Annotated in this window: 20 protein-coding genes; 6 read left to right on the forward strand and 14 right to left on the reverse strand. The window is 71.5% G+C overall.

The features are described from left to right. The first annotated feature begins 75 nt into the window (after positions 1-75). Positions 76-2262: a M6 family metallopeptidase gene (locus Aple_RS28645; RefSeq protein WP_155347830.1), complete on the forward strand. Its 2187-nt coding sequence runs from the start codon at positions 76-78 to the stop codon at positions 2260-2262. Positions 2263-2348: 86 nt separating this feature from the next. On the opposite strand, the gene ligA is transcribed toward Aple_RS28645, so the two are convergent. Beyond that, positions 2349-4427, reverse strand: a complete 2079-nt coding sequence (gene ligA / locus Aple_RS28650; protein ID WP_155347831.1) for an NAD-dependent DNA ligase LigA — start codon at positions 4425-4427, stop codon at positions 2349-2351. 39 nt (positions 4428-4466) lie between these two features. Continuing rightward, a complete protein-coding gene (locus Aple_RS28655; protein ID WP_373869644.1) occupies positions 4467-5621 on the reverse strand; it encodes a low temperature requirement protein A in 1155 nt (384 codons plus the stop codon). A 425-nt stretch (positions 5622-6046) separates the two neighbouring features. On the opposite strand from Aple_RS28655, the gene Aple_RS28660 reads away from it, so the two are divergent. After that, positions 6047-6439 (forward strand): hypothetical protein, encoded by a 393-nt coding sequence (locus Aple_RS28660; protein ID WP_155347833.1) that lies wholly within the window; start codon positions 6047-6049, stop codon positions 6437-6439. A gap of 262 nt (positions 6440-6701) precedes the next feature. Next, positions 6702-7217 carry a GNAT family N-acetyltransferase gene (locus Aple_RS28665; protein ID WP_155347834.1) on the forward strand — a complete coding sequence of 172 codons (516 nt, stop codon included), beginning with the start codon at positions 6702-6704 and terminating at the stop codon, positions 7215-7217. A gap of 11 nt (positions 7218-7228) precedes the next feature. On the opposite strand, the gene Aple_RS28670 is transcribed toward Aple_RS28665, so the two are convergent. Next, positions 7229-7921: an FMN reductase gene (locus Aple_RS28670; RefSeq protein WP_155347835.1), complete on the reverse strand. Its 693-nt coding sequence runs from the start codon at positions 7919-7921 to the stop codon at positions 7229-7231. A 182-nt stretch (positions 7922-8103) separates the two neighbouring features. Further along, complete coding sequence (locus Aple_RS28675) at positions 8104-9189, reverse strand: LLM class flavin-dependent oxidoreductase (RefSeq protein ID WP_155347836.1); 1086 nt, start codon at positions 9187-9189, stop codon at positions 8104-8106. A 120-nt stretch (positions 9190-9309) separates the two neighbouring features. On the opposite strand from Aple_RS28675, the gene Aple_RS28680 reads away from it, so the two are divergent. The 3 genes from Aple_RS28680 to Aple_RS28690 all read left to right on the forward strand — a co-directional run bounded on the left by Aple_RS28680 (position 9310) and on the right by Aple_RS28690 (position 11676). Beyond that, the gene (locus tag Aple_RS28680) at positions 9310-9852 is read left to right on the forward strand and encodes an NUDIX domain-containing protein (protein WP_155347837.1); all 543 of its coding nucleotides are present in this window, start codon (positions 9310-9312) and stop codon (positions 9850-9852) included. Positions 9853-9908: 56 nt separating this feature from the next. After that, positions 9909-10583: an HAD family hydrolase gene (locus Aple_RS28685; RefSeq protein ID WP_246264848.1), complete on the forward strand. Its 675-nt coding sequence runs from the start codon at positions 9909-9911 to the stop codon at positions 10581-10583. Between the two features lie 73 nt (positions 10584-10656). Beyond that, complete coding sequence (locus tag Aple_RS28690; RefSeq protein ID WP_155347839.1) at positions 10657-11676, forward strand: hypothetical protein; 1020 nt, start codon at positions 10657-10659, stop codon at positions 11674-11676. Here Aple_RS28690 and Aple_RS28695 read toward each other — a convergent pair. The 10 genes from Aple_RS28695 to Aple_RS28735 all read right to left on the reverse strand — a co-directional run bounded on the left by Aple_RS28695 (position 11665) and on the right by Aple_RS28735 (position 25648). Continuing rightward, positions 11665-12312: an RES family NAD+ phosphorylase gene (locus tag Aple_RS28695; protein ID WP_170321704.1), complete on the reverse strand. Its 648-nt coding sequence runs from the start codon at positions 12310-12312 to the stop codon at positions 11665-11667. The two genes, Aple_RS28690 and Aple_RS28695, sit on opposite strands and share 12 nt — an antisense overlap. A gap of 1 nt (position 12313) precedes the next feature. Next, positions 12314-12982: a hypothetical protein gene (locus Aple_RS52235; RefSeq protein WP_170321705.1), complete on the reverse strand. Its 669-nt coding sequence runs from the start codon at positions 12980-12982 to the stop codon at positions 12314-12316. Then, positions 12982-16212, reverse strand: a complete 3231-nt coding sequence (locus Aple_RS28700) for a CHAT domain-containing protein (protein ID WP_155347841.1) — start codon at positions 16210-16212, stop codon at positions 12982-12984. Before Aple_RS28700 ends, Aple_RS52235 begins: the two co-directional genes overlap by 1 nt. Further along, positions 16209-16961 (reverse strand): PP2C family protein-serine/threonine phosphatase, encoded by a 753-nt coding sequence (locus tag Aple_RS28705; protein ID WP_246264849.1) that lies wholly within the window; start codon positions 16959-16961, stop codon positions 16209-16211. Before Aple_RS28705 ends, Aple_RS28700 begins: the two co-directional genes overlap by 4 nt. After that, entirely contained in the window at positions 16954-17505 is a 552-nt protein-coding gene (locus Aple_RS28710) for an FHA domain-containing protein (RefSeq protein WP_155347842.1), read from the reverse strand. Before Aple_RS28710 ends, Aple_RS28705 begins: the two co-directional genes overlap by 8 nt. Further along, positions 17493-18134: a 4Fe-4S single cluster domain-containing protein gene (locus tag Aple_RS28715; RefSeq protein WP_155347843.1), complete on the reverse strand. Its 642-nt coding sequence runs from the start codon at positions 18132-18134 to the stop codon at positions 17493-17495. Before Aple_RS28715 ends, Aple_RS28710 begins: the two co-directional genes overlap by 13 nt. Next, positions 18131-19948 (reverse strand): AAA family ATPase, encoded by a 1818-nt coding sequence (locus Aple_RS28720; RefSeq protein ID WP_155347844.1) that lies wholly within the window; start codon positions 19946-19948, stop codon positions 18131-18133. Before Aple_RS28720 ends, Aple_RS28715 begins: the two co-directional genes overlap by 4 nt. A gap of 19 nt (positions 19949-19967) precedes the next feature. Then, positions 19968-21224, reverse strand: coding sequence for a hypothetical protein (locus Aple_RS28725; RefSeq protein WP_155347845.1), 1257 nt, complete (start codon positions 21222-21224; stop codon positions 19968-19970). Further along, the gene (locus tag Aple_RS28730; RefSeq protein WP_170321706.1) at positions 21221-23419 is read right to left on the reverse strand and encodes a protein kinase domain-containing protein; all 2199 of its coding nucleotides are present in this window, start codon (positions 23417-23419) and stop codon (positions 21221-21223) included. The genes Aple_RS28725 and Aple_RS28730 overlap by 4 nt, the downstream gene beginning before the upstream one ends. Before the next feature lie 132 nt (positions 23420-23551). Continuing rightward, positions 23552-25648 (reverse strand): tetratricopeptide repeat protein, encoded by a 2097-nt coding sequence (locus Aple_RS28735; protein WP_155347847.1) that lies wholly within the window; start codon positions 25646-25648, stop codon positions 23552-23554. Positions 25649-25785: the final 137 nt, after the last annotated feature.

Consider the following 25785-nt stretch of genomic DNA (forward strand, 5'->3'; position numbering starts at 1 on the left):
AGTCACGTCTATGTCAGCGCATCTGTCATGCGCGACGAACCAGCCACGAGCTATCCGAGCACCCAAGGGGGATCCATGGCCCGCAACCGATTAATCGGGTTAGCAGCCACGGCGCTTGTCCTGCCCTTCCTGTCCCTCCTCCCGGCGCAGGCCAGCGCCGCCCAGACCGCCGCGCCACCACCCGCTCCGAGCGACATGCGCGAACTCGACGCCAAGATCACCAAGCTGGACGGCAAGGTGGTCGACACCCCGTCCCGCTACCAGGCCTCCTCAGCCAAGGCGCGCACCGCCGTCGCGGGCGTGACTCCGCCGGTCGGCACGGTCCGCAGCCTGATCGCCCTCAACGACGTCGCGGGCAGCGCCTACCGCAAGGACTACACGCTGCGCGGCGTCGGCGACAAGATCGAGGTCTGGGTCGCCAACGACCTGGCGTTCCCGGCCGGGGACTGCCGCGCGCAGATCCCGAACACCACGACGATCACCGACGCGCAGGTCGCGTCCTTCGTCCACGAGTTCGACACCAACATGTACCCGAAGGAGACGGCGGCCTTCAGCACGCCGCCCGACCGGGACGGCTCGAACGCGCTGATCTCCGGCGACTTCTCCGGTGAGGGCGACAACACGGTCGCGCTCATCGACAACGTCAAGGACGACAACTTCTTCGACTTCCCCGCCGCTCCGACGTACATCGCGGGCTTCTTCTCCTCGGTGTTCAACGAGTGGATGGACCGCAACGTGATGACCGTGGACGCCTTCGACTGGGCGCACCGCACCGGCGCGAACCCGCCGGACGAGCCGACCGCGGACCTGTGCACCAGCCGCCCGGCCCGCCCGCAGGCGTACGAGGGCACGTTCGCGCACGAGTGGCAGCACCTGCTGCACTACTACACCGACCCGATCGAGGGCACCTGGATCAACGAGGGCCTGTCGGACTTCGCCCAGACCCTGACCGGCTACGTGGACGCGACCCGCACCGTGTTCGACCGCGGCGCCGACAGCCACATCTACTGCTACCAGGGCTTCGGCTCGGTGCAGACGGAGTTCAACCCCAACCCGCGCGACTGCGGCGGCCCGGAGAACTCGCTCAACCTGTGGGGCGAGGGCAACCCGAGCGAGGTCCTCGCCGACTACGGCCACGCCTACTCCCTGATGCTCTTCCTGTACGACAGGTACGGCACCGACTTCCTGACCAGGCTGCACCTCGACAACGAACGCCAGGGTCTGGCCAGCCTGGACGCGGCGCTCGAGGCCGAGGGCGTCGCCGACATGTACAAGGTGCTCCACGACCACCAGACCATGACCCTGGTGGACAAGATCGTCGGAGAGTCCCGCAACGGCGTCATGCTGGGCGTGCCGAAGAGCCGGGTGACCACCAAGAGCCTGCGCTCGACCGTCAACTTCGCCAACCCCAACGTCAACGACAACCCCGGCGCCGCCCCCAACGGCGCGGACTTCGTGGCGCTGCAGAAGACCAACGGCACCGTGCTCAAGGGCAGCGAGCTGAGGTCGCTCAGCTTCAAGGGCGCCAAGACGCTGCCGACGGCCCCGCTGACCTGGACGATCGTGAACAACGATCCGGACAGGCCGGGCAACCCGGTGCTCTGGTCCGGCAACGAGAACAACCTCAACTCCACCGCGGTCGCCCGCGTCACCGTGCCGGCCGCCGACCCGACGCTGCGCTTCCTGGGCAAGTACGGCGCCGAGTTCGGCTTCGACTACGCCTACGTGGTGGTCTCCACCGACGGAGGGGCCACCTACACGGCGCTGTCCAGCGACCGCACCATCGAAGGACCGCTCGGCCCGGCGCTCAACGGCACCACGACCGGCTTCGAGCCGCACACCTTCGACCTGTCGGCGTACGCGGGCCAGCAGATCCTGCTCGGCTTCCAGTACGTCAGCGACGGCGGTGTCAACGAGGGCGGGTTCCTGGTCGACGACGTCGCCGTCGGCGCGACGGCGGTCAGCGACGGGTCCAGCCTGGACCCGTTCGACTCGCCGACCGAGATCAAGCCGGTGACGGTGAAGAACTGGAACGTGCGCCTGGTCGGGCTCGACGAGTCCAACAAGATCGCGTTGCAGGTCGAGTTCAACAACAAGACCAGTTTCTCGCTGAACCGGCTGGAGCTGCTGCTGGCGGTTCCGTTCAAGAAGGTCGTCGCCATCGTGGCCTATGACGAGCCGACCGAGCAGGTCCAGCAGTACGCGCCGTACCAGCTGACGGTGAACGGCGTGGTCCAGCCGGGAGGCGCCACGCTGCCCTGACCCATCTGTTGTGAGCAGACGCCCGGCCGGGGCTTCCCGGCCGGGCGTCTGTGTCCGCTTCCGGCGGGCGTGATTGACCTGTCCGATCAGATAAACGGGCCGATGAGGCCGGCGAACTCCTCTGGGCCGACGATCCGTACGCCTAGACTTTCGGCCTTGGTCCGCTTGGAGCCCGCCTTCTCCCCCGCCACCAGCAGCGACGTCTTCGCCGAGACGTTGGAGGACGCCTTGCCTCCCGCGCGCTCGATCAGCTCGTTCATCTGGTTACGCGTCAGTGCCTCCAGCGCTCCGCTCATCGCGCCGGTCACCACGACGGACATCCCCGCCAGTGGGAGCTCGGACCCGCCACTCTCCTCCGCGGCAGTGCCGGGATCGGCAGGCGGCGTCCACCCCGGCTCTGTCATGGTGACCCCGGCCTTGATCAGCTTGTCGATGAGGTTGGCGAGCTCGACCAGCTCTGCCAGGACCACCGGCGCCTTCTCGGGGCCGATTCCCTCCACCGCCTGGATCGCCTCGACGTCGGCCGCGCGGATGGCGTCCATGCTGCCGAAGTGCCTGGCGATGCGGCGGCTCATGGATCGACCGGTGCCGCGGACCCCGAGCGCGCAGAACACCCTGCTGAGCGGCTGGCCTTTGGCCCGATCGATAGCGGCCAGCAGGTTGTCGGTGCTCGTCTCTCCCATCCGTTCCAGGCCTAGAACCTGGTCGCGGGTCAAGAAGAACAAGTCGGCGAAGTCGGCGATGAATCCCGCGTCCAGAAGCTGTTGGATGCGGTTTTCGGCCAGGCCCTCGATGTCGAGCTGGTCCCGGCCGACGGCGTAGCCGATAGAGGCGATCGCCCGGCAAGCGCGCCCGCGCACGCACCGCCACCGCTCCTGAGAGGAGTCGATCGCGTCGCCGCAGGAGGGGCAGACCTGGGGGATCTCGATCGGCTGCTCGTCGCCCGTGCGCAAGTGGACGACCGGAGCCTCGACCCGGGGGATCACATCACCCGCTTTGTAGACGACTACGCTATCGCCCAGCATCAAACCCCGGCGGCGGATATCGGCCGCATTATGCAGGGTCGCGTACGTGACGATGCTGCCATCCAGCTCGACCGGCTCCAGTACGGCGCGAGGGGCGATGATGCCGGTGCGGCCGGTGTTCCACTCCACGGCGAGCAGCTTGGTGATCTTCTCGGTGGCGGGCAGCTTGTAGGCGATCGCCCAGCGCGGCGCCCGCGAGCTGAATCCGGCCGCTGTCTGGTCGGCCGTCAGGTCGCACTTGATCACGATGCCGTCGATGCCGAACGGCAACTCGGGACGGGCAGCCGCGATCTCCTCGACACGCTCACGCACCCGCTCCAGAGTCTCGGCCATGATCCCCGCCACCGCCGTCGCGGCGGTCGTCTGCACACCCTGCGCCGCCACCCACTCCATGATCTCGCTGTGCGGCAGCTCCCGCAGACGCGTGGCCAGTTCGGAGTCGTCATCCGGTGGCGGCAGCACTCCGTAGCCGAAAAACGTCAACTCGCACACATACGGTCGATCCTGCGCCCGCAGCGTGCCCGCGGCGGCGCTGCGCGGGTTGGCGAACGTCGTCCCGTCATGCGCCTGCCGCTTGGCACACGCCTGCTCGAACTGCGCGGCCGTCATCATGACCTCGCCGCGCAGCTCAACCGTGACCGGGTCGGCGAGTCGATCGGGCAGGCCGACGACAGTGCCGATGGCGTGGCTGACGTCCTCACCTGAGATGCCGTCGCCGCGCGTGACGAGTTGCGCCAATCGGCCGTGCCGGTATCGGGCCGAGATCGCCAACCCATCGAGCTTGGGCTCCACGCTCCATGTCGTGACGGGCCTGCCGAGCCTGCGCTCCAGCCCGGCCGCCCAGTCGGTGAGCTGCTCGGCGCCGAACACATTGTCCAGGCTTAGCATGGGCACCGTGTGTGGCACATCGCCGACCACGGCTCCACCGGCCACCTTCCCCGTGGGTGAGGACGGCAGCACCGACTCGGGGTGGGCCTCCTCATACGCCTGGATGCCGCGGACCAGCCGGTCGTAGGTGTCGTCGTCGAGCGTCGAGGTGCCGTCGGCGTAGTAGGCCGCAGCGGAGTCCACAGCCAGCTGGACGGCTTCGGCGTAGGCCGTGTCGTCGGCCAGGACGGTGATCGGGGGCGCGTCGCTCATACGTTTATCATGCCGGGCGCCACTGACAATTCCGCCCTGCTATCTCTCCAGTTCGACGCTGACGGTGAGCGCGACCAGTAGGAGCGCGATCAAGGGGAGCGCGAGTGGTGTCAGGGGAGTGGCCAGGACGAGGGCGGCCGTGATGGGGAAGGCGAGGTTGGTCCGGTGGGATACCTGGTGAGGGCGGATGTGCACGAACCATACGCTGAGCAGGAAGATCGCGACTGGTACTGCGGTGGAGGCGCCCGCCGGGAAGGCGCTGATGTGTGCGATGTGTGTTTCGTAGTCGATCGAGACGGCCAGTCCGGCGCCTACGCCGGCGGCCGACGAGAAGATCAGGTAGTGGCCGTAGCCCCATGGGAACGAGGCTCGGTTGGAGGTGAGCAGTGGATGCGCGGGCCACGCGAAATACAGCCACCACATTCCGAACACGATCACCACCCCGCTCAGCGCCACTGTCAGCAGTTGCGCCGTGGCCAGTCCTCGGTCCAGCCCTGTCTGAATGGCCAGCGTGGCCGCCAGCACCGACTCACCCAGCACGATCAGCGTGAACAGCCCGTATCGCTCGGCGATGTGCCGCGGATGCCAGCTCGTCTGCTGGCGGCGCTCCGCCCACAACGGCACCACCATCTCCGCCCCCGCCAGCGCCACGAACACGACCAGCCCCAGCACCCCGTCCAGGTCGACCACCTGGGCGAGCCCCAGCCGCGCCAGCCACCCCGCCTGCACGACCCCGATCCCGATCGCATACCGGACCGCGCACGCCCGCCCCGCCGCGTCCTCCTTCGCGGCCCGCGACCACAGCGCCACCATGGCCAGCCGCATCACCGCGTACCCCAGGGTGATCAGCCCGAAGTCCTTGTCCTCGAACGCCCGCGGCACCCCCGCCGCGAGAATCAGCACCCCCACGATCTGCACCATCACCAGCACCCGATAGGGCACGTCATCGGTGTCGTACGCCGACGCGAACCAGGTGAAGTTCATCCAGGCCCACCAGATGGCGAAAAACACCATCAGATACCCGATGAGCCCCGCCCCCGCATGCCCCTCCGCCAACGCGTGATGCAAACTGGCCGCCGCCTGCGCCACCCCCACCACGAAACAAAGATCGAACAGCAACTCCAACGGCGTAGCCGCCCGATGCCCCTCCCGACTCCGCCCCACCATGACCCGCCGAAACCCCGGTCCACCCATAACCGCCCCAAAGACCCAAAAGAAAAAGACGCGCCACATGCTATTGCGCGCAAGGAGCCCCCCACCCCGGAGAAGACCGCCGTCGGTCAGCCGACCCGGTCGGACGCGGGCGTCATCCTCGGGAACGCCCGTTCACCCGCAACGCTGCTCAACCTTTCGATCTGGTGTCGATTGGTTGCGGCAACACTCCCACCCACCCATCCCTTTGATCTACCTTGGGCTCCGCCCGACCCCGTCATCCCCGTGGTCGCTTGAATGAAGGGGCGGCTTGATCCGCGTGGTTCTCCCACCCACCCATGGAGATAAGCCATCAGGGGGAGGGCGAGATGTGAGCTTCCCCGGCTGGCCGCGGGAGCCGGGAGGCGGTAGCTCGATGGAACGGTGTGGAACGCCTTTCAGGTATACCAACCTGGAAGGAGCTCCAGATGGCACCAACAGATCGACCCGCCGACCCCGTTCGTCGCGCGCCTGAATGGGGCCCGCCGCTGATCTACAGCATCGTAAGCCTGCTTTTCACCGCAGCGATATCGTCGATCATTACCCAGCGACACGGGCTCGTCCCCGGCATCTTGGCGGGGATCGCGTACGGAGCGATGTTCCTCCCCAGCATCCTGTGGAGCGCATGGGCCTCCGCCTGGTACCAACGGCATCCCTGGCTCAACGTCGTACAGTTCACACTCATCTACTTCATCCTGATCGCCGCGATCTTCCCCGACTACTCGTTGATCCGCTCCGGCCTGGGTGCATTGGCGGCGGGCGTGATCGTCGGTGGTTTGATAGCGCTCATACGGCGCTACCAGCGGCGTTCGACGCCCTGACAGGCGGCGGAGCGCGGCCTGGACGCTCGAGACCGGACGTATGGTGCTGCGCTCTGTCCCCATGGCCCAGCGTCATTTCGCCGCCGTTGGGAACTCAGTGAGGTCCTGGCCATCAGCCCGCCGAAGGGCGCAATTACATCCTGAGAAAGGTGCCGAGCCCTGCCTGGTGTTGTTTCGACGTGACGGACCGCGGGACGCGGCGGTGGTCCGCGGGCGGTTTATTTCGTTGCGGGCGGGGATGATCGGGGCTCAGACTGTGCCGGTGCTGATTCGACGTGAAGGACCGCAGGACGTGGCGGTGATCCGGGCTGTGGTGGGTGCCGCTTTTGCCAAGCCGGGGGAGGCTGAGCCGGTCGAGGCTCCGTTGGTGGATGAGTTGAGGGCCGATGTGGGGTGGTTGCCCGCGCTGTCGATGGTGGCTGTGACGGGGGCGGGTGAGGTTGTCGGGCATGTGGTGTGTACGCGGGGATATGCGGGGGACACGGCCGCGCTCGGGCTTGGGCCGCTTAGTGTGCTGCCCGGGTATCAGCGGCAGGGTGTCGGGCTCGCGTTGATGCACGCGACGCTGGGTGCCGCGGACGCGCTTGGGGAACCGCTGGTGGCGTTGCTCGGTAATCCCGCCTACTACGGTCGTTACGGGTTTCGGGCCGCCACGGGATTCGGCATCGAGTCTCCTGACCCGGCGTGGGGCGAGTACTTCCAGGTCCGGCCGTTGGCGGAGTACAGGCCGTCGATCAAGGGTGTTTTTCGCTACTCCGCGCCGTTCGACAATCTCTGAGTGTCGTCTGGTTATGCCGGGCGGATGGCTGCGAGTTGCTCGGCGAAGGGAACGACCTCGAAGTTCTTCGCGTCCTTGAAGTTCTTGGCGTCCTCGAAGTTCTTTGTGTCCTCGGTGCTGTTCGCGGGCTCGTCGGTGCCGGTGGGGACGGCGGTGAGGGACGGGCGGTGGAGGAGTAGGGCGGCGAGTTCGTGTGCGGCGCGGGTGATGCGGGTGGAAAGGGCGGATGCGCCGGTTGAGGCCCAGTCCTCGGAGGCCGCGTAGACGGCGGTGGGGATGACCGTCGCGTGGAGGTAGCTGAAGAGTGGCCGGAGGGCGTGTTCCAGGGCCAGGGAGTGGCGTGCGCTGCCGCCGGTCGCGGCGATCAGGACGGGCTTGCCGGTCAGGGCGGTGTTGTCGAGCACGTCGAAGAAGGACTTGAAGAGGCCGCTGTAGGAGGCGGTGAAGATCGGGGTGACCGCGATCAGGGCGTCCGCCCTGGTGACCGCGTCCAAGGCGTCGGCGAGGGCGGAGGAGGGGAAGCCGGTGACCAGGTTCTTGGCGATGTCGACCGCCAGCTCGCGAAGTTCGATCACGCGGACCTCGGCCGGGCGCTCGGCGGCCAGGGCGAGCCGGGTCGCCTCCGCCAGGCGGTCGCCCAGCATCCGGGTCGAGGACGGCTGGCTCAGTCCTGCGGTCACGACGGCGAGCTGGTAGGCGTGCATTGATGTCCTTCCTGGTCGACTGACGACGTCGGCTGGCGCCGCCGGAGTGTGATGTCGAATCGCGGTCGGTGGGGTCGGATGGTGGGATCGAATCGCGGTCGGGTGTGAGGGTTCGGGGCGACTCAGATCAGGGACGCGATTGGCTTAGACGAAGACGGCTTGCTTAGACGGGGACGGATGGCTTAGACGGGGACGGAATTGGCTTGGGCGACTAGGAACTCGTGGGTTGGGCCGTTGGGGACGTCGGCGGGGCGGTTGACGGCGAATTCGCGGCGGAGGACAGGGATGACTTCCTCGCCGAGGATGTCCAGCTGTTCGAGGACTGTCTTCAGGGGGAGGCCCGCGTGGTCCATCAGGAACAGTTGCCGCTGGTAGTCGCCGAAGTGGTCGCGGAAGGTCAGGGTCTTGTCGATGACCTCCTGCGGGCTGCCCACCGTGAGCGGTGTCTGCTCGGTGAACTCCTCCAGTGAAGGGCCGTTGCCGTACACGGGGGCCTTGTCGAAGTACGGACGGAACTCGCGGACCGCGTCCTGGGAGTTCTTCCGCATGAAGACCTGGCCACCGAGGCCCACATACGCCTGCTCGGGCGTGCCATGGCCGTAGTGTGCATACCTTTCCCGATAAAGGCTGATAAGGCGGACGAAGTGTTCCTTCGGCCAGAAGATGTTGTTGGCGAAGAAACCGTCACCGTAGTACGCGGCCTGTTCGGCGATCTCGGGGCTGCGGATCGAGCCGTGCCAGACGAACGGGGGCACGCCGTCCAGCGGGCGCGGGGTTGAGGTGAAACCTTGCAGGGGCGTACGGAACCGGCCTTCCCAGTCGACCACGTCGGTGCGCCACAGCTCGCGCAGGAGGGCGTAGTTCTCGACCGCGAGGGGGATGCCGTTGCGGATGTCCTGGCCGAACCACGGGTAGACGGGGCCGGTGTTGCCCCGGCCGAGCATCAGGTCGACCCGGCCGTCGGCCAGGTGCTGCAACATCGCGTAGTCCTCGGCGATCTTCACCGGGTCGTTGGTGGTGATCAGGGTGGTCGCCGTGGACAGGATCAGCCGCTCGGTCCTGGCCGCCACGAAACCCAGCAGGGTCGTCGGCGAGGACGGCACGAACGGCGGGTTGTGGTGCTCGCCGGTCGCGAACACGTCCAGCCCGATCTCCTCGGCCTTCAGCGCGATCGCCACCATCGCCTTGATCCGCTCGTGCTCGCTGGGAGCGCGCCCCGTCGTCGGGTCCGGCGTGACGTCGCCCACCGTGAAGATTCCGAACTGCATTTCAACCCACCATCCTCATTGACCTGCACATCCGATACGGGCGGCACCAGCCCGGACAGCGCCGTGACACACCAACTTATTCCGCGCCGCAACAATCATCACTCGCTAGGATCGGGCCTCATGACCGACGCGATGATCCGGACCATCTCCTCCCGAGTGGTGTACGCGAACCCGTGGATGACCGTGCGCGAGGACGAGATCGAACGGCCGGACGGCTCGCCCGGCCTGTACGGCTACGTGGACAAGCCGGATTTCGTGCTCGTCATCCCAATGGAACGTGACGGATTCCACCTCGTCCAGGAATTCCGGTATCCGATCGGCCGCCGCTCGTGGAGTTTCCCGCAGGGGGCCGCCGTCGCGCGGGACCGGGAGGAGGAGGCGCGGACCGAGCTGGCCGAGGAGACCGGGCTGACGGCGGTGAGCCTGGAGCGGATCGGCCGGTTGGACAACGCGCACGGAACCACCAACCAGGGCTTCCACGTTTACCTTGCCACCGGGCTGACCCCCGGACCGGCCCGGCGGGAGGCGTCCGAGCAGGACATGATCCAGACGTGGGTGCCCCGAGCGGAGCTGGAACGCATGATCGACGACGGCCGGGTCGGGGATTCGTGCTCGGTCGCGGCATACGCGTTGCTGCTTCTCCGTGAGCGAACCGGCAAGTAGTGCTTAATTAGAGGTATCCAGAGATATTGGGGGCGGATGTGCGGCGGGACGGACAGGTGCTCATCTTCGATGCGGATGACACCCTGTGGGAGAACAACATCCTTTTCGAGCGGGTCATCGATGACTTCTTCGAGTGGCTGGCTCATCCCACCCTGGCCAAGCCCGAGATCAGGGCGATCCTCGACGACATCGAGCGGGCCAACGCTGTCGTGCACGGCTACGGCAGCAAGGTCTTCCTGCGCAGCCTGGCCGAATGCCTGGAGCAGCTGAACGAGCGCCCGGCCACGATCGAGGAGCAGCGGCGGATCGAGCAGCTGGCCGTGCGCCTGATCCGGGGCGAGATCGAGCTGATCCCGGGCGTCGCGGACACACTGGCCGATCTCGGCCAGCGCCACCGCCTGCTCCTGCTCACCAAGGGCGACCCCGCGGAACAACAACGCAAACTAGACGCCTCACAACTTGCCCGACATTTCGGAAATATCCATATTGTTCCGGAAAAGGGGGTGGAGGTGTATCAGCGGCTCGCCCGGGAACACTCCCTGGCGCTCCCGTCCACCTGGATGATCGGCAACTCCCCGAAATCCGACATCGGCCCGGCCAGGCAGGCCGGGATGAACGCGGTCTTCATCCCCCACGAGCACACCTGGGTCCTGGAACACGCCGAACTCGACCCGCATGACCAAGGCGTCCTCCGGCTGACCCGATTCCCCGAACTACTCGACCACTTCTAACCACCAAAGACAGCCGCGGCTGTCCGGATCACGACATCTCATAAATAGTTCGGCCTCGGCGAGGGGGTCCCGAATGTCAGGAAATCCCAGGTACGTGGATGTGGCGCTGGCCGGGGAACGTGCCAGGGAGTTCGAAGGCGAGCGCCGCCGCAGGATCGAGGAACGCCGCAAGCAGGAGGAGGACCGCCGCCGGGCCAGGGCCGCCGCGCACGCGTCCCGGCTGGCGGTGGAGCGGGAACGGTTGTCCGGGCGGCTGGTCGCGCTGGCCCGCCGTACCGAGGCGCTGGCGGGCATCCGGGTGAGCGGCACGGCCGAGGACGAGCGGCAGGGGGTGCTGCGCACGCTGGCCGTGCTCGGCACCCGGCTGGCCCGGGTCTCCAACCAGGCCGACGCCGACGCGGTGCACCTGGACCTGGTGGCCGCCGCCCGCCGCCTGGAGGCCGTCCGGGCCGGTCTGGCCGCCGCGCTGGCCGAGGACGAGCGCCTGGCCGCCCTCACCCTGGTGGAGACCCGCCTGGACGAATGGGACGACCGGGAGGCGCTGGACGCCGACGGCGCGCAGGCGGTGGCCGACCAGCTCGCCGCCGTACGCGCCGGGGTGGCCGACACCCGCACGTTCCGCTTCGGCTACGCCCGTCTGAACGAGCAGGTCGGCGAGCACCTCACGCTGGTGGCCCGCAGGACCGCCCTGCTCGCCGAGGCCAGGGACAGCGCCCAGGAGGCGGCCGAGTCGCTGGCGGCCATCCTCACCGAGGCCGACGCCCTGGCCGTGGAGCTGCCCGGCCGCGACGACGCCCAGGAGATCCGCGACCTGCTCGCCGCCCACCTGGCCGCGGGCCGCTTCCAGGAGGCCGCCCACGGCGCGGTACGGCTGGCCGGCGCGGCCCCCCCGCTGGAGAAGGCCCTGGAGGAGCACCTGGACCGCCGCGAGCTCGCCCGCCACGTCACCGAGGCCGCCGTCCTGGCCGGACTGGTGATCGTCGAGGTGAGCCCGGCGGCCCGCGCCGCCCGCCTGGCCTACGACGGCGACCTCACCGCGGAGGTGGTGGCCCGCCTCCGCGACGAGGGCGTGGACCCCGTCTCAGCGCAGTAACACCCTGGCCCGGTAGGGCCGCATGACCACGTCCAGCCAGGCGAGCCCTTCTGGGGTGTCCAGCTCGACGTGGAGCGGCGTGGCCGCGATCGGGGGCGCCGGGCAGCGGTCCTCGAACAGGATGACGCTGCGCTTGGGCAGGTCCCGGCGGGAGATCCAGTCGAGCCCGGCCGCGCTGGTGTCGTGCTCGCGCATCCAGTGCGCCCACCGCCGGGTCCGCGGGTATTCCGGCGGCTCGGCCTGGATCAGCCACTCGTCCTGGGCCACCGCGGCCAGCGCGGGCGTGCTGGACAGCGAGATCAGCGGCAGCTCGCGGGTGGTCTCGACCAGGGACAGCCGCCGCCCCTCCAGCTGGGACAGCGACAGCTCGCGCGGCCCGTCGTCGTTGAACTTCATCGACCGCAGCAGGCATTCGGCCAGCGCGGTGCTCTGCTCGTAGGCGAGGTAGCAGTGGCCGTACGGGTCGGTGGACTCGCCGTCGAAACGGCCGCCGTGCATGCCGGGGTCCGGCCGGGCCGGGACGAAGGAGTCGACCGGGAACTCGCGGTAGTGCACCCGCCAGAGCTGGGTGCCGCGGGGCAGCAGCAGGCGGTGGGCGGCGATGGTGTGATTGTCCGGGGGGTCCTGCGCGGGCACCTCAGTACTCCTCTCGAAGGGCCTGCGCGGCCTCGATGACGTCGCCGGGGCGGCCGGCGACGAGGGACGCGGGGATGTCGCCGAGCAGGGCGTTGCCCCGGAGCCACCAGTGCGCGGCGCCCCAGGGGTCGCGCCCGGCGGCGAGGATCTCGTTGACGGCGCGCACGGCCGGCAGTTCCCTGCCGTCGGGGCCGAACTGGAAGGCGGGGATCGTGACGCCGCCGGGGCCCGGCAGCCGGAGCAGGTCGGGCGAGCCGGGGTCGCCGCCCTGGGCGCGTACCTCCTCCGGGGTGAGGGAAGGAGCGGCGCGGAGCCGATCGCGGACCCGGCGGATGTCGGGATCGATCTCCTGCGGCGGGCCGAGGCTCGCCAGGTCGGGGAGCATCGCGCGGAGCACGTCGAGGGTGGCGGCGATCTCGGTGTCGATGACCGGGCCCCGGTATCCGCCGGACAGCTCCTCGGTGATGGTCCGCCGGATCTCGTGGCCGCGCGGCAGCCCCAGCTGGATGAGTTCGAGCAGGTCGTACCAGGCGGCCTCGGCGTTCTCCTCGGACTCGACGGCGATCTGGTCGAACAGCGGGAGCAGCTGCGCCCAGATCTCGGGGTCGACGTCGGCGCGGATCTCGTGGAGGCGTTCCATCACGTAGCGGGCGAGGTCGGGAGGGCGCATCAGATCCCCTGGTGGGTGAAGGCGGCCCAGACGGCCGGGTCGGCGAGGTCGAGGCCGAGGTCCTCGATCTCGTGGGCGATGGTGTCCGGCAGCAGGGGAGCGCGGCCGGGGTCGGCCATCCAGCGCTGGGCGGCCCGCAGCGCGCCCGCCGGTCCGGTGCTCGCCAGGTGGTGGTGGAGCACGAACATCAGCGCGGCGGTGCGCGGGTCCTCGGCCACCAGCCAGCGCGAGCCGATCACCCCCGAGGCTCCCGCCTGCAGGAACGCGGTGGCCAGGGTGAGGGTCTCGTCGTGGTCGCGGACGCTCAGGTCGCTGACGCAGGCGGACAGGACGACCAGGCCGCCCGGCCCGCCGGTGCGTTCCAGGGCGAGGATCTCGGTGACGCTCAGCTCCCGGTCGGCCAGTTTCAGGTGGGAGGCGGGCGGCGGGTCGGCGGAGACGGCGTGGCAGGCCAGGTGCGCCATCGACGCGGACATCCGGCCGAGCACCCGCTCGGCGGTCGCCGTCCCGTCGGAGCCGGGGAAACGCCCGTACGCGGGCGCGCCCGGATAGTGCGCCCGCCGCAGTTCGGTCACCTCCCGGCGAGACCAGAACAGTTCGTCGCGGGTGGGATTGCCGACCAGGACCGGGCTCTCCCGCAGCGGCGCCCGGCCGCGCCCGGCCGCCTGGATCAGCTGCCGGGCCGACGCCGCGTACGAGACGACCGCCTCGGTGGCCGCATGCCAGGGCACCAGGCCGAGCACCCCGGTGGGCACCAGGACGAGCCGCCCGCCGGGTAACCGCTCCATGATCTCCCGGGCGGGCACCTGTTCGAGGGCCTCCCGCCAGGCCTTCCTGTCGAGCGTCCGGCGGAAGGCCTCGTGCGCCGCGACGTACCCGCTGAAGTCGACGTCCGGCAGCGGGATCGGGTGCGCGTCACCCGACGCCGGCACCACCAGCGCGACCGACGGCAGCAGGTAGACCAGCGCCGACGCCTCGCCGAGCGCGCCCGCGATCTCCGGAACCGACGGCGCCGAGCGGAGCGCGCGATGCGCGGGCGTGCCCCGGAGCACGGCTAGCACCCGCTGCCGCAGCTCGTCGGGCGGCTTGCGGTCCAGCACCTCGTTCATCAGCGCCGCGGTGCTCCCGGAGGTGCCGTCCACCGACCAGACGTCGGGCGGCCTGGCGCTCTCCCAGGCGGCGGCCAGATCCGCGTGCCCGTGCGCGGTCAGCAGCGCGGACAGCTCCCCGGCGGCGGTGGCCGCGTGCAGGACCAGGCCGCGCCCGAGCTCCAGCGCCTCGACCGCCGCCTCGGCCCGCCCCTGGGCCAGCGCCCACCCGGCCACCTGGACCGCGCGCTCGGCGGCTCCCCGCGCCACCATGAGCCCGTGCCCGGGACCCGCCTGCGCGAGCACGTCGTCGGCGTGCCCGCGCAGCGCGTCGAGCCCGGCCGCGACCGCGTCCGCGCCGCGCCCGGCCTCCCTGTAGGCCTGCGCCAGCTCGCCGGTCCCCGGCGACGCCTCCAGATGCCGGATCGCGCTCTCAAGATCGCCGGGAGCGTTCCCCGCCTTGAACCGCGCCAGGTACGCGTTCCCCAGCGCCTGCTCGAGCCGCGGCCCCAGCCAGTACGGCGGATCCGGCAGCTCCCTGGCCCGCTCCAGCAGCTCGATGGCCCGGCTCAGCAGGCCCTGATCGCCCTTCGAGATCCCGCGCAGCAGCAGGGCCAGCCCGGCCCTGGCCACCATGGCGGCCCGATCGGACTGGTCGGTGCGCGCCGCCGTGGCTGACTCGATCATGAGATCGATGCCCTCCTCGGTCTCCTCGGCGTCGTCGCGCGCGTGCCCCCGGAAGATGCGGGCCATCGCCAGCACCCCCTCGATCCGGCCACGCCCGGGGTCCAGCGGTGTCATGGCCGCGTGTTCCCCGGCGAGCAGGTCGATGCCCGCGTCGAGGCCGTCCAGGTCGCGCAGGCGCATGGCCAGGATCACCCGGGTCAGCCCGGTCATGATCCGCAGCGTGCGCACGTCCCGGTCGGGGGTCTCCTGCAGATCCATGATCTGGCGGGAACGTTCGAGGAAGAACCCGGCGGCCTCGGCGTCCTCGATCCGGCCGAGGAACTGGTGCCGGTCGCTGAGGGCCGCGCCCAGCACGCCGACGATCATCGGCGCGAACTCGTCGCCGGGCGGGATCAGCTCGGCCGCGCGCCGCAGGTTGCTCATCGTCTCCTGACCGGCCGCCCGGTCGCCGAGGTGGTTGGCCTGGACGAGCTGGGCCATGCCCAGCAGGAACAGGTCCTTGGCCCGGGTCGTGTCGTCCACGGTGTCGCCGTGCTCGGCGATTCCCCGCGCGGCCAGGGCCAGCAGCCGCGTGATGCCGCCGTGGGTGGGGTCGAACGCGGTCCGGGTGAGCAGCGCGCCGCCGACCATCCGCATCGTGTCCTCATACAGCGGGTGGCCCGGCCGTAACGCGTCCAGGGCCCGCTCCAGCAGTTCCGGCGCGGCGGCCAGGTCGGCGTCGGTGGCCGGGGTGCCCGCCTGGCCGCGCAGGGCCCGCGCCAGGCCGAGCTCGCGCAGCAGGATCACCCGCAGCAGCTCGTCGGACCCGGCGAGGCCGACCGCTTCGGCGAGTTCCTCGATGGTGTCGTCGATGATCTCCGCGTCCGGGTCGAGGCGCAGGTGGGCGGCCTTGAGCAGGGCCTGCAGAGCGGTGCCGTGGGGGCCGGAGGGCGGCAGCGCGGTGGTCAGCGCGACGGCCTTGGTGAGCAGCGGCAGCATCTCCTCGTATGACAGCTCGCCGAGGTGCAGCCGGGCCATGTGGCGTAGAAGCGTGGCCATGGTGAGCAGGCCGGTGGCGTGCGCCACGACCTCCGGCGGGGCCTGCCCGTCCTGCGTCACCGGGGTGATGAGCTCGATCACGGCCGCCACGTCGGCCTGGACGTCCGCGCTCAGTTGCCGCCCGGTCAGCAGCGGCATGACGACGGCGGCGAAGTCGGCCGGGCGGCCGTCCCGCATGCCGATGGGGACCACCCGGGCCAGCCGCAGCACGCCCGCCCCGAACCGGGCCATGTGCTCGCGTTCCGTGTCCAGGCGGCCGCCCAGCAGGCCTTCGAAGAGGCCGATCGCGGTGTCCCTGTCGGAGTCCTGGCCGTCGAAGCCGAGGTGGCGGGAGCAGAGCAGCCCGGCCAGCTGGAAGTCGGCGAGGGCGTCGCGCGGCGCCGCGAGCAGCGCGGCGATCCGCTCGTCCAGGTTCACGGGCGCTCCTTGCCGCGCCGGGCCAGCACGATGGTGATGTTGTCCCGGCCGGAGGCGTTCATGGCCAGCGCCCAGAGGAGTTTGACCGCCTGGCTGTCGTCGCCGGCCGAGTTCAGCGCCTCCTCCATGTCGGCCACGGGCACCAGGTCGGTGAGGCCGTCGGTGCAGATCAGCCAGCAGCCCGTCCGGGTGTCGACGCCGGTGTGCACGTCGATGTCGGCGCCGAAGCCGCCGATCACCTGGGTGACGAGGTGGGTGGGGGGCGGGGGAGCGCCGGGTTCGCCCAGCCCGGGGGAGTCGTCCACCGAGAGCTGGCCGAGGAAGCGGTCGTCCAGGCGGTAGACGCGGGAGTCGCCCACGTTGAACCAGGTCGTGGTGGCGGGGGTGAACAGCAGCCCGGCCAGGGTGGTGGCCATCCCGGTGAGGGCCGGGTGCTCGGCGGACATGGTGGTGATCTGGGCGTCGATGTCCTTAATCAGGCTGGCCAGGTCGCCGGGGGTCTCGGCGGTGGAGCCGTGGCGGGCCAGCACGCCGACCGTGTGCGCGGCGGCCACCTCGCCGCCCGCGTGCCCGCCCAGGCCGTCGGCGACCGCCACCAGGACGGTGCGGGACAGCGTCAGCGAGCAGGTGATCGGTTCGGCCATCGAGATCTCCGAGATGACCAGCCCGGCGGCGGTCACCGCGTCCTCGTTGTGGTCGCGCACCGCGCCGACGTGCGTCATGGCGGTTACCACCAGCCGGTCATCCATCGGTGTCCTCTCCTAGCCGTACCCGTGCCTCCACGTCGGCGGCCAGGCGGAGCAGGTCGCCGTCGTGGAGGGAGATCGCCTCGCCCGAGACGGCGGCGACGCCGTTCACGAACGTGCCGTTGGTGGAGCCCTCGTCCCTGACCCAGGCGGAGCCGCCGTGGTCGACGCGGAGGGTGGCGTGCAGCCGGGAGACGTTCTCGAAACGCTGGAACACCCGGGCGTAGTCGCTGATGGCGGGGTCCCGGCCGAGCACGGCAGACCCGCCGGGCGGCACCGTCACCCACCCGCCGGGGAATTCCAGCTGGAGCGTTCTGGGCGCGTCTCGCCGGGTCCCCGCCGGCCGGTTGAGCGGTTTCAGGCATTCGACGCAGACCAGGTTGCCCGGATCGGGGATCTCGGCCCCGCATTCCGGGCAGCCGTCCCGGGCCGCGGGCAGCGGTCCCACCCGCGTCCCGGCCGTCAGCAGCGGGCCGCCGCAGGCCGGGCAGAGCGGCGCGCCCTCCGGTCCCAGGTTTCCGCAGAACGGGCAGATCAGGTCCGCCATGACGCCTCCTCGATCTCCACACCGGCGCGGCGCAGAGCCTCCGCCGCGCGGTCGAGGTCGTCCCGGCGCGGCACGCCGATCAGGTAGACACGATCTCCTTCCACACCTACCTGAAGGCGCGGGCCTTCGGGCTCCTCCCCGCCGTACCTGGCCTGGCCGAGCGGGGAGATGGGGGTGATCACCTGGTTGGCCGAGCCGCGCAGCCAGCCGCCGCCGGGCCGGTTTCGCGCGTACGGCCCGGTCACCACCGCGTCGCAGGCGTCCACCAGCCGGGAGAGCCCGGCCCGGGAACGCAGCCGGGACAGCGTGTACCCCGAGTACGCCAGCACGTCCACCGGCCGGTCGGCCGCCCACGCCCGGATGCCGGCGATCAGCTCGGCCACCGCCTCCGGCTGCTGGAACGGCTCGCCGCCGGAGATCGTGACCCCGTCCACCGGGCCGCTCAGCGAGGCCAGCCAGCCGAGCACGGTGCCCACGCTCACCTCGGTGGCCGGGTCGGACGGCCAGGTGTCGGTGGCGACGCAGCCGGAGCACCCGATCGAGCAGCCCTGCACCCAGATCCCGGCCCGCACCCCCGGCCCGAGCGCGGTCACCGGGTAGTGGCACCGGTTCAGCCGCAGCCCCGTCACGCCAGCTCCAGCGTCACGGTCGGCCCGTCCCGGCGCACGGACACCACGTCCACCCGCCCCCGATGCCCGGGCGGCAGCTCGAACAGCGCCCGGGCCAGCGGGTTCACCAGCAGCGACTCCAGCGCCGCGCCGATGCCCCGCCCGCCCTTCTCCAGATCGGCCGTGCACCACTCCCGCAGCGTCTCGCGGACCGGACCGGCCAGCAGCACGTCGATGCCGTGCTGCTCGCTGACCGCCCGCAGGATGTTGTCCAGCTGCGAGTCGAAGATCCGCCCGGCCGCCTCGGCGCCGACGAAGTCGAACACCACGATGTTGTCCCCGAGCCGGTTCAGCAGCTCCGGCCGCCCGAGCACCCGGGTGAAGTGATCGGCGATCGCCGCCCGGATGGTCCGCTCGATCCGCTCGTACGGCATGCCCGGCCGCACCTCGCTCCCCGCCATGCCCAGATTGGAGGTGAAGATCAGCACGCACTCGGAGAAGTGGGTGGTCGTGCCCCGCCCGTCGGTCAGCCGCCCGTCCTCCAGCACCTGCAGGAACTTGTCCAGGATGCGCGGATGCGCCTTCTCGATCTCGTCGAACAGGATCACCCGGAACGGCTGCTGCCGGACCGCGTTGGTCAGCTCGCCCCCCGCCTCATGCCCGACATATCCGGGCGGAGCCCCGATCAGCCGGTCACCCGCGTGCTCGGCGGAGAACTCGCTCATGTCGAACCGCAGATACGCCGACTCGTCCCCGAACACCAGCGCCGCCACCGTCTTGGCCAGCTCGGTCTTGCCCACACCCGTCGGCCCCGCGAAGAACAGCACCCCGCGCGGGCGCGAGGACGACCGCGCCGCCTGCGCCCCGGAGAGCCCGAGCGCGGCCCGCTTGAGGATGTCCAGCGTCTTGACCACCGCCGCGTCCTGGCCGACGATCCTGGCCGGGACGCTGGTCTCGCCCTCCTTGATCCGCCGCCGCAGGAAACCGCGCCGCCACGGGTTGTCCAGCACCCCCAGCTTGTAGGTGCGGACCGCGTCCGGCAGCTGCTCGAACCCGAGCCCGCGGTCGCGGGCCAGCCGGGTCACGTCCACCATCTGCTGCAGCGCCAGCCCCTCGGCCTGCTCGGCGAACGCGTCGCACACCGCGGGATCAGGGTCGGCCACCCGGAACGACCTGGCCAGCAGCCGGGCCGTCTCCTGCCGGTCGCCGAAGTCCGGGCTCGGCACCCCGATCGCGCGGATGCGCTCGTTGCCCGCCGTCAGCCACGCCGGGAGGTCCAGTTCCCGCTCCACGAGCCAGATGACCGGGTTGTAGAGCGGTCCGGGGCGGGCGTTTCCCGGCAGGAACAGCGGCAGCGCCGTACGCGAGGATTTCAGGCAGAACAGGAAGAAGTCCCGCTCCGCCGGGTCGAGATGGTCCGGGCTGACCACCAGCCGGGAGGCGTAGTCGACCAGGAACGCCCCCCGTACCGGCGGCTCCCCGGGCTCCTGCGGCCGGCAGAACGCGGTCAGATCCGCGCGCAGCCGGGTCAGCGACGGCGGCTGCTCGCCCGGCTTGCCGCCGAGCAGCCGGGTGGTCGCGTCCAGCGCTCCCGGCTCCGGCGGGTGCACGCTCAGCCCGTCCACCGGATCGAAGCACAGCAGCGCCGCGTACCCGTTGGATTCCAGCACCCGCCACACCAGGTCACGCAAGGGCCGCAGGACCGGTTCGCCGTCCGGGGAGCGGACGAGGTAGAAGTCGCGGAGGTTTCCGTACAGCACGTACTGCGACTGGACCGCCAGGGTCGCGTCGATCTCCCTGGCGAAGGCCGGCCAGCCCATCGGTGCCGATGCCATCGAATCCAACCGTGCCCCCTCAGTCCGGACGTTCGCGATGCCTGGCTTGAGTCAACCGGCGCGGGCGGGCGCCACGCGGGCGGGCCAGCGGGGCGGGCCGCGTGCCGGGCGGGAGCAGGTGCTCGACCTCGGTGTCCACGCCGTCCGCGCGCAGGCGCGCCCTGGCCTGGTCGAAGGCGTCGCACCACTCCCGCTCGCGGGCCGCGTCGGCGTCGCCTCCCGCGGCGGTGCGGACGACGGCCGAGCGGACCTGGCCCGCATCGGTCACGACCAGCTGCACGGCGTGCTGGTCCCAGCCCTGCTTGGCCAGGCGCAGCGTCTCGAAGCCCTCCTCGACCTGGTAGCCGAGGTCGCCGAGCGCGCCGAGCAGGCTCTCCCTGACGTGGGCCCGGTCGGCGGCGGCCACCACGGCGGCACACGCGGCGCGCGCCTCGGCGCGCAGGGCGGGCGGGAAGGCGGCGCGCCCGGCCACCACCTCGGCGAGCCCGGCCTCGAGCGCGCCGTGCTCGCCGGGGGCGTCGAGCTGGAGGGCGTGCAGCAGCCGCGCGGCCTCGACCGCGTCCGTGCGGCGGCTCACCGCCGCCAGGCTCGCCAGCTGCACCCGATGGCGCACGTCCACCACCCGGGTGCGCGCCTCCGCCGGACCCGCCGCCTCGCCGACCCGGCGGGCGGCGTCGCGGATGGCCCGCAGATCGTCCGCCGAGACGTGGGCCGGGATCCGCTTCAGCACGCGCTCCAGCGTCTCGGCGATCTCCTGGTCGGCGGGCGCCTCCGGCAGGTCCGCCAGCAGGGCGGCCAGCTCGGCGGCGGAATCAGCCCGACCGGTGCCGCCGAGAGCCTGGATCAGGTCGTCGAACACGGTTCTGGTCATCGCCGCCGCGTTGAGCCCGGCCAGGCCGGCGTCGGCCCGCGCCATCCGGTCGTCGGCCTCCGCGCACCAGCGCAGCAGCTCCTCGGCCGTGCGCCCGGACGGCGCCAGCGGCTCCGGCAGCTCCGCCGCCAGCCGCTCGCCCCCTGGGATCCGCGCGCACGCCTGCGCCAGCACGGCCAGCCGCGCGTTCCGGTCCAGCACGCCGCTGGCCACCGCCCCCCACGCGCACGCCTGCTTGTGCGCCTCCTCGGCCCGGGCGACCACGCCGTTCATGTGCTCGCCCAGCGCGCTCACGCCCTCCAGCGCCAGCGTCGTCCCGGCGATCGCGGTCCGGCTGGCGAACCCCACGGCCACCGCCGCGCCCGCGCCCGCCAGCGCCGCGATCACGAATACCTCGCCGCTCATACGTTCCCCCCGAGGGTGGTCGTCCTGGCCTGGCCGAGCTCCCGTTCCCAGTTCTGCCAGCGGCGGTGCGTCCACAGCCCGTACGCCACCGCCACCCCGGCCGGCAGGATCAGGTAGCGCACCAGCAGCCCCGCCACGATGTTGACGACGATCAGCAGGAAGATGAAGATCACCGCCGCCGCGATGAGGCCGCCCCGCCCGCTACCCGCCAGCTCCGACAGCGAACGCATGATCCCGGCCGAACCCCGCGCCCCCGCCGCGATCCGCCCCAGCGGCCCCAGCAGCGAGTAGCGCGGGTAGTACGACCCGGCGATCTGCGCCGCCACCGCGACCTCGGCGAACCCGACGCACACCCACACCAGGACCATCACCAGGAACGGGATCGACGGCTCCTCGGCCACGACGGCCCCCGTGACCGGATGCGTGGTCTCGCCGGGCAGCGCGTCGGCCAGCCACAGGATGATCAGCCAGAGCACGCTGAAGATCCCGACGGCCAGCGCCGCCCAGCTCACCGCCCTCGTCCGGCCCGCCACGCGCTGGGATTCCAGCTCCTGCCAGCGCTGCTCCCTGGCCAGTTCGGCGGCCCGCCGCTGGGCCTGGCGGCGGGCTTCGTCCTCGGCCCAGGCTCGCGCGGCGCCGGTGCTCAGGTGGGCGGCCAGCAGCCGGGCCGGGTCGCCGGAGTCGATCAGCTCCGCGAACCAGGGGACCGGCACGGGCAGCGCGGCCCGCACCTCGTCGACGGAGCGGCGCAGCACCGCCGTGGTGCCGTCCTCGTCCAGGGCCAGGGCGAGCAGGCCGCTGCGGACCTGCGCGCCGTCCAACTCCAGGTGGGCGGGGACGGAGGATTCCAGGTGCCGCCAGCGGGCGTCCACGCCGCGCAGCTCCTCGGCGCCGGTCAGGTCGGCCAGGACGGGCAGCAGGTGGTGGCTCCACAGGTCGGTCATGGCCGCCCGCGCCTCCCGGGGGCGGGCCAGCGCGGACGCGGCGAGCTCCAGCAGATTGGCCCTGGTCATGGCCATGCCGCGATAGAGCGGCGGCAGGGCGGGGTCGAGCCAGTAGAGCAGGTAGAGGAGCTTGACGTCGGGGGAGAGGGCGGTGGAGGTCAGGCGCAGGTCGATGAGTTCCTGGCGGCCCTCCACGTCGTCGGTCTGCGGGTCGTCGAACTGGCGGAGCCAGGCGCGGAGCGTGCCCCAGCCCTCGCTGGGGTGTTCCGGCGTGCCCATGGTGACCAGGAAGCGGCGGGCCGCGTCGTCCCAGCGGGCGGCCATGGCCCGCGCCAGCGGAACCCTGGCGGTGTAGTGCTCGCCCAGGAACAGCAGCGGAATCCGGGTGCCGTCGCCGCGCGGCCCTTGATCCTCGGCTACCTCCGGGGCGCCCCCGGCCAGCCACGCGCCGACCTGCTCGGCGCCCCACCGGACGGCGGGATCGCGGCGCAGCAGCCCCCGGCAGAGCAGGCGCAGCCGGGGGTCGGCCACGCCCGCCACGTCCATGCCCTTGGTCAGCAGGTGATGCATGACGGCCTGCTCGGTCATGCCCTCGAACGGCGACCGGCCGGTGGCCAGCTCCAGCACGACGACGCCCAGGGACCACCAGTCCCACTGCCGCGAGACGGCGCCGCTGAAGGACTCCGGCGGCGCGTAGGCCAGCGTCCGCGAGGCCGTCCCGAACACGATCGAGGCGTCGATGCCCCGGCTGAGCCCGAAGTCGGCCAGTGCCAGATCGAGCGGTTCGGCCGTACGGACCAGGATGTTGGCGGGTTTCAGGTCGCGGTGCACCGCCCCGAGCGCGTGCAGCTCGCGCAGCGCCTCGGCCAGCTGCGCGACCACCGCCGCGGCGTCGACCGGGCCCTGGCGCAGCAGCTCGGCCAGGGTTCCGCCGGAGACGTACTCCTGGACCTCGAAGTCCCGCCCGCCGGCCTCGCCGGTCTCGAAGATCCGTACGACCCGGCGCGAGCGCAGCCCTCGCACGGCGGCCCACACCCGCGGATCGGCCCGGTACCCGGCGCGGTACACCTTGATCACGAACTCGGTCCCGGCGCGATCCCGCACCACCGCCAGATCGGCTTCGGCCCCCTGACCGGCGATCGGCCGCACGACCTCGTAGGTCTCCGCGAGCGCCGGCGGGAACCCCCCGACCCCGGCCCGCGCCCCGTCCCTGCGCGTCTCCGGGACGGCGTCCCTCCTGGTCGCAGGCACCTCTCCTGGGGGGAAACCCATGGGACACGACTCCTCGGTGACGAAACGCCCGGGCCCCCCAACCCACCACGTACGACCCTAATATAGGCAAGACCGAAGATTCATAGAACGAGATATGTAGTTAGCACTACATTACAGATCTTCCCAGAGTCGATCCTCGGGCAGGGCCGACGGCGGGTCGCCGACCCGGGTGGCCAGCGCGCGGGCCTCCGCCAGCAGCGGATGGCCGTCGCCGAGCGCGGGCTTGCGGTGCGGCAGCACCTTGCGATCCAGCAGCGGCGCCAGCAGCTCGCGGACCTCGCTCGCGTGGCCGGTTCGCGCCCGTTGCAAGGCGGTGTCGAGACGGCCCGCGAGCACCAGCGGATGGGTCGGGTCCATCGCCTCCTTGCCCAGCGCGGCCAGCGCCGAACTCGCCGTGCTCGCCGCGTCGTCGTCGGCCAGCACGGTGGCCGCCCGCGCCATCAGCAGCAGCGTCTCCGCCTGGCCGGGATGGTCGTCGTCCAGCTCGCGCTCCGCCTCGGCGATCGTGCCGAGCAGCCGGGAGGCCGCCTCGGTCTCGCCCATCGCCAGCATCGCGGTCGCCCGCACCCGCCGCGCCGCCCGGTCCGGCGGCAGCCGCTCCAGATCGTCCAGGGCGCGCGCCACGTCGCCGGAGGCGACCAGCGCGCGGGCCCGGATCAGGACCGCGTCACGCCGCAGCCGGGGCGAGACCCGCTCGGCGAACCAGGGGCTCAGCACGATCGCCTCCTCCAGCAGCCGCACCGCCTGCGCGGGGAACCCCGCCGACAGCTCGATCTCGGCCAGCCGGACCAGGTCGTACTGCGGCCAGTAGCCCTCCTTCGGCAGGTGCAGCTCGCGCAGCCGCATCGCCTCGGTGAGATGGTGGCGGGCCTGCGCCGGATGCCCGGCGGCCAGCAGCGCCTCGGCCAGCGTGACCCGGGCCGAGGCGGTGTTCACGTTGTCGGGCCCGAGCCGGTCCTCCCGGTCGGCCACCACCTGCTCGGCCAGTGTCACCCCGGCCGCCACCCGGCCGGACCGGGTCTCGGCCCCGGCCAGCGCCTGCCGGGTCAGGGTGAGCCGCCGCCACGCCGGGCCGACCCCGATCTCCGGCACCCCGCGGGCCCGCTTCTCGGCCACCCGCAGCAGCGCTTGCCGCCCCGCCGCCGGGCGGCCCTCCTCGACCAGCACCTCGGCCAGGTTGTGCTCGGCCCTGGTCACGTACGACTCGCGGTCGTAGGTGTCGGGGAAATCCGCCGCGATCCGCGCAGACTCCTCGAAACCGGCCCGCGCGCCGGTCGTGTCGCCCAGCCGGAGCAGGGCCAGGCCGCGGCGGCTGGCCACGTCGCAGCGCCACGGCTGGTCGCTGGGATTGCTCCCGATCAGGCCGGTCAGCTCCGCGCCCACCTCGGCGGCCCGCACCAGCAGCGGGCTGTCGTCCAGCAGGACCTGGAAGACCACGTCGAGGGCGCGCACCCGGGCCCGGCCGTTGGGGCCGATCCGCTCGGTCAGCTCGCAGGTGCGCTCGGCGGTGTGCAGCCGGTCGGCCCACTCCCCGGCAAGCGGCACCAGATCCCGGGACAGCCAGTAGGCGGCCAGCGCGTTGGCCTGGTGGTCGACCGGGCCCTCCGGGTCGTCCACCATGGCCCGGAACGCCAGCTCGGACAGGCGCTCCGCGCTGTGCAGGTCCCAGCCCTCCGGTGGCACGGTCACGGTCAGCGCGGCCTCGCGCAGCCGTGGCGCCAGATACTCCGCGTACGCGGTGACCCGGCCCTCCCAGCCCGCGGCGGCGGCGGCGCCGAACGTGCCGGGCAGCCAGCCGGGCGGGGTCTGCGCCGCGGACGGCCGCTTCTCGGAGGTGGAGATGTCGCCGATGCCCAGCCGCACCTGCGCGAGCATGAACCGCTCGAGCTGGTGGAAGCGGGCGATCCGGCGCAGCGCCGTGGTCACCAGGGCCTGCGCGCCGAGCACGGACCTGGTCGGCTCGGGAGCCGGCTCGCCGCTGGTGAACTCGTCGAAGGCGTGCTTGACCGCGAGCGCCACCAGGACCCGGCGGCTGCGGACCTCGTTGTACAGCCAGACCGCGCTGCGCCCGCTGTCCTTCTCGGCGCCGCGCGGCAGCCTGACGCGCTCGGCGACGTCCTCGGCTCGGACCTGGTGGTAGTCGCTGCGACGGAAGGCCGCGGCCGACGCCGCGGCGATCGCGGCGAGCCTGCGCTCTTGGGCCAACACCCCTCGACTCCCCCTTGTGTCGGTTTTCTCCAATACGTTCTACAAGTGAATGTATCTCACTATGGTTGAGCGAACCTTAGGCTTATGAGCTGACTCTCGCAAGGCCCGCCCTCAACTCGCCCCGAAGCCGACCGGGC

The sequence above is a fragment of the Acrocarpospora pleiomorpha genome, from assembly GCF_009687885.1.
Classification (GTDB): Bacteria; Actinomycetota; Actinomycetes; order Streptosporangiales; family Streptosporangiaceae; genus Acrocarpospora; species Acrocarpospora pleiomorpha.

Excerpts from the sequence above, each read along its gene's own strand:
- Aple_RS28710 (WP_155347842.1), bottom strand. The coding sequence starts at position 17,505 with ATGGCGGACCTGATCTGCCCGTTCTGCGGAAACCTGGGACCGGAGGGC.
- Aple_RS28680 (WP_155347837.1), top strand. The coding sequence starts at position 9,310 with ATGACCGACGCGATGATCCGGACCATCTCCTCCCGAGTGGTGTACGCG.
- ligA (WP_155347831.1), bottom strand. The coding sequence starts at position 4,427 with ATGAGCGACGCGCCCCCGATCACCGTCCTGGCCGACGACACGGCCTAC.
- Aple_RS28660 (WP_155347833.1), top strand. The coding sequence starts at position 6,047 with ATGGCACCAACAGATCGACCCGCCGACCCCGTTCGTCGCGCGCCTGAA.
- Aple_RS28670 (WP_155347835.1), bottom strand. The coding sequence starts at position 7,921 with ATGCACGCCTACCAGCTCGCCGTCGTGACCGCAGGACTGAGCCAGCCG.
- Aple_RS52235 (WP_170321705.1), bottom strand. The coding sequence starts at position 12,982 with ATGCGCCCTCCCGACCTCGCCCGCTACGTGATGGAACGCCTCCACGAG.
- Aple_RS28720 (WP_155347844.1), bottom strand. The coding sequence starts at position 19,948 with ATGGCATCGGCACCGATGGGCTGGCCGGCCTTCGCCAGGGAGATCGAC.
- Aple_RS28675 (WP_155347836.1), bottom strand. The coding sequence starts at position 9,189 with ATGCAGTTCGGAATCTTCACGGTGGGCGACGTCACGCCGGACCCGACG.
- Aple_RS28645 (WP_155347830.1), top strand. The coding sequence starts at position 76 with ATGGCCCGCAACCGATTAATCGGGTTAGCAGCCACGGCGCTTGTCCTG.
- Aple_RS28690 (WP_155347839.1), top strand. The coding sequence starts at position 10,657 with ATGTCAGGAAATCCCAGGTACGTGGATGTGGCGCTGGCCGGGGAACGT.
- Aple_RS28705 (WP_246264849.1), bottom strand. The coding sequence starts at position 16,961 with ATGGATGACCGGCTGGTGGTAACCGCCATGACGCACGTCGGCGCGGTG.
- Aple_RS28655 (WP_373869644.1), bottom strand. The coding sequence starts at position 5,621 with ATGGGTGGACCGGGGTTTCGGCGGGTCATGGTGGGGCGGAGTCGGGAG.
- Aple_RS28725 (WP_155347845.1), bottom strand. The coding sequence starts at position 21,224 with ATGAGCGGCGAGGTATTCGTGATCGCGGCGCTGGCGGGCGCGGGCGCG.